Source organism: Nocardia sp. NPDC055165, from assembly GCF_053606985.1.
Map to the genome: position 1 here is coordinate 20,097 of NZ_JBSGSS010000027.1, position 7,902 is coordinate 27,998.

Sequence of the window (7,902 nt, forward strand, 5' to 3'; positions counted from 1 at the left end):
CGCTAAACGGACTGATCAGGCAATGACAGCCGTCAATTGCAGTGGCATCAGAACATCCGGCGGAGCACTGCGCTATCGACGAGTTCGTCTGCGCAGCACGGTGATCGCGATGACACCGCCGATGGTGAGGGCGAACGCGATGACGGCGATGCCGGTACCGAGCAGTGCCGTGGAGTTGTCGTCGTCGGCAGCCTGCGCGGTGTCGGGCACGTTCTCGATCGAGCTATCGGTGGACCCGGGCACAGCCCGATACGTGGGGCCCGCCTCCGGCGTTCCGGTCACCACGACATCCAGCTCGACCGGCACGGGACGAACGACACCCGGATCATTCTGTGTCGGACTGACTTTCACCGCGATGTAGTACCACCCGGCGAGCGCGTTCTCCGACACTTCCCGGTCCGAGGATTCGCGGTTGCGATAGCGAACCTCGGGGATGGCCAAAGCCTGCTTGTTCGAGGGCAGAATGTCGGGCGCACCGTTGTAGCTGGCGAATTCGTCGGCGGCCTCCTTACGGTACGGCGTGTACAGCGTGGTGGTGACGACCGAGACGTTGTCGAGGCCACGGCCCGGGGTCTCGAGGAAACGCACTCGATAGGCCAAGCCCTGACCCCAGTCGAGTTTCACCTTGTAGAAGACGAATTCGCCGCGCTGCACGGTGTCGCCGTAGACGCCGGAGCCGTCGAGGGCCGTTGCCACGTTGAACGAGCCGCCACCGGCCAACGGTACGACCGGACCGCTCGGCGCGGTGAACGACGCCGGTTCGGGTTCCGCCGGGCGGCCGCCGTCGGTGACGCCCGGTTCGACGGTGACATTCAGTTCCAGTGGCAGCGTCGCCGGCGCGTTGTCGGCGACACCCGACCATTCCACACTGAAGTAGTACCGGCCGCCGCCCTTGCACTTGTCGGTGCGCGCGGTGCCGTCTTTCGCATCGGTCGCGCCGGTCCATTGCGAGCTGACCGTGAGCGCGACGCCATCGGTGGATCGGACGGCGTTCTCCTGTTCGGAGGCGTTGCAGTCCTGGCCCTCGACGCCGGCGACCCGCAGGCGCAGACTGTTGTTCGAGCTCACCGCGTTCTCACCACGGGGGAAGGAGACGGTCCCGCTGAAGTACGCGGTCGCCCCCTCGGGGACGTCCACCGCGTAGTAGCGGGGCTTCTTCTGCCCGATGGTGTCGAGGTACTGCCCTGGCACTACCGCCGGTGCGTCCTGGTATCCGGCAGCGCCTTCGACGGGGGTGCCCGCCGCGGTGTAGTCGCGCAGTGCCGCAGTGCTCACCCGGGGCAACACCCGCTCGAGCGCCTTGCCGTCGGCGGCGTCGGTATAGGTGCCGCCGGTGGTGTCGGCGATGCAGATGAGCTGGGCGCGCGAGGCATCATCGACCCCGAAACCGATGGTGTGCACGACGATCGAGGCGCCGTCGGCACTGAGTTCACGGGCTACTTCGCACGGGTCGGGCGGTGCACAGGTGTCGAGGCCGTCGGAGACCAGCACGATCGAGCGCGGGCCCTCGGTAGGCAGGGCGCCCGCGGCGGTGCGCAGTGCGGCGCCGATCGGGGTGAAACCGCTGGGGGTGATCCTGTCGACGGTTGATGTCAGCGCGGGTTTGTCGATGGTGTCGGCCGGTACGAGCACCGAGACGTCACGGCATCCCGCGGGCTTTTCCGCGTCGGTGGATCCAGTGCCGGTGCCGTAGACCGACAGTCCGACTTTCGCCGTGGCGGGCGCGGTCGTCACGAAACCGCGTACGGCTGTCCTCGCCGCGTCCATCTTGGTGCCGCCGCCCGGATCGGCCGCCAGCATCGAACCCGAGGCATCGAGCACCAGCATGGTCGGTGCGTACTGGGTCTGCGTCGGCGCGGCGAACGCGGGAACCGCGAGCGGGAGCAGGCCGATCGCTCCCGCCGTCGCCAGACCGATCACCTTCGCGAAACGCACGGCAGAGCTCCGTCCCGATCCGCCGGATCTCGACGCACCAGGGACCGACCATAGCCGGACAAACCGCGCATAAGGAACCTTACGGATGCGTGCTGGACGTCAGTCTGTCAGCGAAACCGCGTCGAATTTCTCCGGGTCGCCCTGCAAGACGACACGAAACGCGACCTCGCGGCGCGCCCAATACGCGGCGCAATCACGGATGGCGGAGTCGAACCAGGCACGTTCGGTGGGTTCGGCGGCGAGCAGGTCGTCGGCGGTGCGGATCACCGCGACATAGCCCGGGGCGTCGCCCACGAAATCGTCGAGGTCGCGCAGGCATTCGTCGAAGGCGTCCTTGTTGGCGCCGAAGTAGTACGGGAACTGGAAGGCGGCGGCGAACTCGTCGAACAGCTCTGCCGTGGTGCGCATCTTGGTTCCCCGCAGTTCGCGCACGCGGTAGTCGGCGGGGGCGTCGTAGCGGACGCCGCTGAACTGGTTGGCGTCCACCGGCAGCGCACCGAGCACCGGCGGCGCGGTCGCAGCCGGTGCTTCGGGGATGGGGCGAGCAAGGAACTGCGACAGCGTCATTCGCGGAGTCATCAGCGCATCCTCGTGAAGGTTTCGTAGTGGTCGCCGGTGTACCAGGCCGAACCGTCGCTGCCGGTGACGATGCGTTCGGCGTCGCGACCGCGATTGGGCTGCTTGGGATTCACATCCCACTCCTGGTATTTCACCGCTTTGCCCGCCGAATCCTTGGGCGGCAGTTTGGTTCCCCGGTTCATGAACTGCTCGCCGCCCTTGGTGCCCTGCGCGTTCGCCGAGCCGGGCCAACGCCCCGCGTCGATCTCGACGAGGGTGACATAGGCGCGGTCGGGCACACCCGCGGTCTTGGTGACCGGTGAGGCCGACGAATTCCCGGCGGGCGGGCCAGGTTTCGGCGCGGACGCGGTGGTGGTGATGCCGGCGACGGCACGCGTGGTCGACGTGACGGTGGTGCTGTCGCTACCGCGACCGCCGAACACGGTGAGGCCGATGGCCGCCAGGACGAGGACAAGTCCACCGAGCAGGCTGAGAGTCTTGCGTGAGAGTGTCATCGATACTGAACAGTAACGGGCGCGTGGTCGGACCAGCGCTGGTCGTAGGCGTCGGCCCGTTCGACGACGGCCTGCTTGGCGCGCCCGGTCAGCTCACCGAGAGCCAGCTGGTAATCGATGCGCCAGCCGGAGTCGTTGTCGAAGGCGCGGCCGCGGTAGGACCACCAGCTGTAGGGGCCCGCGACGCCGGGATGCAGGGCGCGCACCACGTCGACGTAGCCCGCGGCGAGCAGTTCGGCGATCCAGGCGCGCTCCTCGGGCAGGAAGCCCGCCGACTTCTGATTGCCCTTCCAGTTCTTCAGGTCGACCTCGGCGGGGGCGATGTTCCAGTCGCCGCTCACCACGAACTCGCCGGTGCGCGATTTCAGGTACGCGCCGAGCTCGGCCATGAACCGGTACTTCTCGTCTTGTTTGGGGGTGTTCTCCTCCCCCGAGTGCACGTAGACGCTCGCCACGGTGACGTCACCGAAGTCGGCTTCGATATAGCGGCCCGACGCCGCGAACTCGGTGCTGCCGAACCCGATGCGCACGGCATCGGGGGCGCGCCGCGACAGGATCCCCACGCCCGCGCGGCCCTTGGATTCGGGCTCGGCGTGGGAGAGGACCCAACCCGCGTCGAGCGCGGGGGCCAGCGCCGCCGCGGTCTGCGCATCGGTTGCCCTGGTCTCCTGCAGGCAGACGATGTCGGCTTCGGTCGCCGCCAACCAGGCTGTCATGCCCTTGGTCGAAGCGGCACGGACCCCGTTAACGTTCACAGTCGAGAGGATTATCGGCACCGTACGACCGTACAATGCAGGCAGGGATGCTCCCCCGGACACCGTCGTCCAGGAAGGGGTGATGACGATGACGTCACGCACCGCCAAGTCCACCGCCCGCCCCACGCCCGTCGCGGCGTTGCACATCGGGTCCGGCGACCCGGTCTTGTTGCTGCACGGATTCCTGCTGTCGCCGCACTGCTGGGAGCAGGTCGCGCAGCGGATGTCGGCACATTGCGAGGTGTACGCGCCCGCGTTCGCCGGGCACTGGGGTGGCCCGAAGGTCGAAGGATGGGCGCTGGATGTGTACGCCCTGGCCGATCAGATCGAAGATCAACTCGACGAGCTGGGCTGGCGCACCTGTCATATCGCGGGCAATTCGCTCGGCGGCTGGGTGGGACTCGAGCTGGCCCGACGCGGCCGGGCTCGCACACTCACCACCATCGCCGCGGCGGGTGGCTGGGCATCGCCTTCGCTGAGCCAGGTCAGGATCGGCGTCAAGTTCGCGTCGATGATCCCCTTCATCGAGATCGGCAAACGCCTCGGTGGTGCGGCGATCAACAACGCGCTCGTGCAGCAGGTGGCCGCATTGCTGGTCGCCAAGCACACCGGCGCTGTCGCGCGCCGTGATCTCGCGACCCTGCTCACCGCCGTCCTGCATTGCGAGGCGATGATCCCGCTCATCCTCGGCAGCCTGCGCGCGCCGGGCATGGACGACCTGGGCGAGCTGAGCACCCCGGTGCGGATGCTGCTCGCCGAATACGACCGGATCATCCCCAACAGCGTGTACGCCACCCGCTACCTGCGCGAACTGCCCGAGTCGGCGGATCGGATCCTGGTGCACGGGGTGGGGCATGTGCCGATGCTGGAGGCGCCGGACCGGATCGCCACGCTGATCGCCGAGCACATCTACGCCAGCCGCGGACACCTGCGCGCCGTGTGATGAGATCCCGGCCGCGACAACACTGTTCGCGGCCGGGGCCGGTTCACTTCCCGAGCAGTCCCTTGGCGATGTGGGTCACCTGGATCTCGTTGCTGCCCGCGTAGATCATCAGCGACTTCGCGTCACGGGCCAGCTGCTCGACCCGGTATTCGCTCATATAGCCGTTGCCGCCGAACAACTGCACCGCCTCCATCGCCACCTCGGTGGCGGCCTCTGAGCAGTACAGCTTCATCGCCGAGGCCTCGGCCAGGCTCGGCGGCTTGCCCGCGCGAGCGCGCTCGAGCACGTTGAACACCATGTTCTGCACGTTGATTCGCGCCACTTCCATCTTGGCCAGCTTGAGCTGGATCAGCTGGAAGCGCCCGATCTCCTGCCCCCACAGCGTGCGGTTGCGCGCGTAATCGACACAGAGCCGGTGGCATTCGTCGATCACGCCCAGCGCCATGAACCCGACGCCGATCCGCTCGGCGGTGAAACTGGCTCTGGCGCTTTCTCTTCCGTCGCCGCCCTGGTGTTCCTCGGTTTCGCCGAGCAACCGATCCTTGCCGAGCCGGACATTGTCGAAGAACAACTCGCCGGTGGGTGAGGAGTGCAGGCCCATCTTCTTGAACGGCTTGCCCTGGGTGAGGCCTTCCATGCCCGTGTCGAGCACGAACGTGAGCACCTTGCGGTCGCGTTTGCCGACGCCGTCACCCTCGTCGAGCTTGGCGTAGACGATCATCACGTCGGCGCACGGGCCGTTGGTGATGAAGGTCTTCTGGCCGTTGAGGATGTAGTCCTCGCCGTCGCGTTCCACGCGAGTCTTCATGCCGCCGAACGCATCCGAGCCGGAATCGGGTTCGGTGATCGCCCACGACGCCACCTTGCGCAGGGTGACGATGTCGGCCAGCCAGCGCTGTTTCTGCGCGAGGGTGCCCCGCGACATGATGGTGGTGGCGCCCAGCCCGATGCTCACCCCGAGGGCGGACACCAGACCCATACAGACACCGGACAATTCGCTGATCAGCACCGCCATCATCGACTGCTGATCGCCGAACGGGCTGCCCGCTTTCTTGCCACCTTCGCTCGGACCCGCCGCTTCCTTGGCGAGCATCTTCGCGACGGCGTCCTCACCCATAGCATCGATCCCGAACTGACTGAACAGCTTGCGCAGGAGGGGATACGGCAGCATCTCACCGCTGTCGAGGGCGTCGAGGTTCGGCCGGACCTCCTTGTCGATGAACGCCCGCACGGCGTCGCGGATCATCAGATCGGTCTCGGACCATTCGAACACTGTCGTCTCCTGACGCTCGCTCCGCCCAAAAACATACACGCGTGCTTGTTTTTGTGGAGCCGTTTCGGTGACCCCGGTCACCATCGGGCTGCGTAACAGCGGCGTAACGGATCGGAAAATTCGCGTCTACATCTATGCAGGACCGTCTGTGAGTCGCCGGTTACGTGCGGCAGCGGATGAAGGAGAGAGGGAAATGGCCGGAGCAGATACTGCCGCCAAAGAAACACTCGAGGACTACACGCTGCGTTTCGCCCCGCGGAGCTACCGCAAATGGAGCCCCGCCGTCGTCGGCATCTCCGCACTCGGCGGCATCGCCTACCTCGCCGATTTCGCGATCGGCGCGAATATCGGCATCGCCCACGGCACCGGAAACGCCCTGATCGGCATCGGTATCTTCGCCGTGGTCGTGATGCTCACCGGATTTCCGCTCGCCTATTACGCGGCGCGCTACAACATCGATCTCGACCTGATCACGCGCGGCAGCGGATTCGGCTACTACGGCTCCGTGATCACCAATATCGTGTTCGCGTCGTTCACTTTCATCTTCTTCGCGCTCGAAGGTTCGATCATGGCGCAGGGCCTGTTATTAGGCCTCGGAATTCCGTTGTGGCTCGGCTATCTCGCCTCCACGATCATCATCTTTCCGCTGGTCATCTACGGGATGAACACCCTGGCCAAACTCCAGGTGTGGACCACGCCCCTGTGGCTGCTGCTGATGGTGGCGCCGTTCGGCTTCCTGCTGGTGCGCCACCCCGATTCGGTGGGTTCGTTCTTCGCCTACGGCGGCGAGAACGGTGAGGGTGTGAGCGTTTCGGGGGCGCTGCTGGCCGCCGGTGTGTGCCTGTCGCTGATCGCCCAGATCGCCGAGCAGATCGACTACCTGCGCTTCATGCCGCCGCGCACGCCGGAGAACCGGGCCAAGTGGTGGGGCTGGATGCTGCTCGCCGGTCCCGGCTGGGTGCTGTTCGGTGCGGCCAAGCAGGTCGTCGGCCTGTTCCTCGCGGTGTACCTCATCGCGAACCTGCCCGCCGCGCAGGGCATCGCCAACCAGCCGGTGCACCAGTTCCTGGAGATCTACAAGGACATGGTGCCGGGGTGGCTGGCCATGACGCTGGCCGTAGTGCTGGTGGTCATCAGCCAGGTCAAGATCAACGTGACCAACGCCTACTCGGGCTCGCTGGCCTGGACCAACTCCTACACCCGCGTCACCAAGACCTACCCGGGCCGCCTGGTGTTCCTGGTGGTCAACCTCGGTGTGGCGCTGGTGCTGATGGAAGCGAACATGTTCGACTTCCTCAACAACATCCTCGGCTTCTACGCCAACTGCGGCATCGCCTGGATCGTCACCGTGGCCACCGATATCGCGGTGAACAAGTACCTGCTGAAGATCTCGCCGAAGGTGCCGGAGTTCCGGCGCGGCATGCTATACGACTTCAACCCGGTGGGTCTGGTCGGCTTCGGGCTGTCGGCGGTGCTGTCGATCATGACCTTCTTCGGCCTGTTCGGTGAACTGCTGAAGCCGTATTCGCCGCTGGTCGCGGTGCTGGTCGCCTTCATCGCGACTCCGCTCACCGCGATCGCCACCAAGGGCAAGTACTACCTGCGACGCGCCGACGACGGTATCGAGGCGCCGATGTTCGACGAACACGGCAATCCCTCGGGCGACCTGCTCACCTGCCACGTCACCGGCATGGACTTCGAGCGTCCGGACATGATCGCCTCGGCGGTGCCGGGTCCCGAAGGCGAGATCCAGTACATCAGCTCGCTGGCGCTGTCCACGGACAAGGACGGCAAGCACCTGCTCCCCAGGCAGTAATTTTGGAGCGCTGGCGCGCTCGAGTTCGCGGCCCCTTCGGTCCCGTCGATCAGGCACCGTTGGGTTGTGGGAAGTGGGCCAAACCAACACCCCAGAAACAAAGCGGG

At 66.2% G+C, this 7,902-nt stretch carries 7 protein-coding genes; 2 read left to right on the forward strand and 5 right to left on the reverse strand.

What is annotated here, in order from left to right; genetic code table 11:
- Positions 1-72 precede the first annotated feature (72 nt).
- From ACWFRF_RS33425 to ACWFRF_RS33440, 4 genes are all read right to left on the reverse strand, one after another.
- Positions 73-1,935 (reverse strand): vWA domain-containing protein, encoded by a 1,863-nt coding sequence (locus ACWFRF_RS33425; protein ID WP_452454112.1) that lies wholly within the window; start codon positions 1,933-1,935, stop codon positions 73-75.
- Positions 1,936-2,034: 99 nt separating this feature from the next.
- The gene (locus ACWFRF_RS33430) at positions 2,035-2,514 is read right to left on the reverse strand and encodes a barstar family protein (protein WP_452454114.1); all 480 of its coding nucleotides are present in this window, start codon (positions 2,512-2,514) and stop codon (positions 2,035-2,037) included.
- Positions 2,514-3,008: a ribonuclease domain-containing protein gene (locus ACWFRF_RS33435; protein WP_387448766.1), complete on the reverse strand. Its 495-nt coding sequence runs from the start codon at positions 3,006-3,008 to the stop codon at positions 2,514-2,516. The genes ACWFRF_RS33430 and ACWFRF_RS33435 overlap by 1 nt, the downstream gene beginning before the upstream one ends.
- A complete protein-coding gene (locus ACWFRF_RS33440) occupies positions 3,005-3,784 on the reverse strand; it encodes an exodeoxyribonuclease III (RefSeq protein ID WP_378996777.1) in 780 nt (259 codons plus the stop codon). Before ACWFRF_RS33440 ends, ACWFRF_RS33435 begins: the two co-directional genes overlap by 4 nt.
- Before the next feature lie 67 nt (positions 3,785-3,851).
- On the opposite strand from ACWFRF_RS33440, the gene ACWFRF_RS33445 reads away from it, so the two are divergent.
- Positions 3,852-4,706 (forward strand): alpha/beta fold hydrolase, encoded by an 855-nt coding sequence (locus ACWFRF_RS33445; protein ID WP_378996779.1) that lies wholly within the window; start codon positions 3,852-3,854, stop codon positions 4,704-4,706.
- Between the two features lie 43 nt (positions 4,707-4,749).
- Here the strand turns inward: ACWFRF_RS33445 and ACWFRF_RS33450 are convergent, their stop codons facing one another.
- Positions 4,750-5,979, reverse strand: coding sequence for an acyl-CoA dehydrogenase family protein (locus ACWFRF_RS33450; protein ID WP_452454117.1), 1,230 nt, complete (start codon positions 5,977-5,979; stop codon positions 4,750-4,752).
- 193 nt (positions 5,980-6,172) lie between these two features.
- Between ACWFRF_RS33450 and ACWFRF_RS33455 the strand changes: the two genes are divergently transcribed.
- A complete protein-coding gene (locus ACWFRF_RS33455) occupies positions 6,173-7,795 on the forward strand; it encodes a purine-cytosine permease family protein (RefSeq protein ID WP_378996784.1) in 1,623 nt (540 codons plus the stop codon).
- Positions 7,796-7,902: the final 107 nt, after the last annotated feature.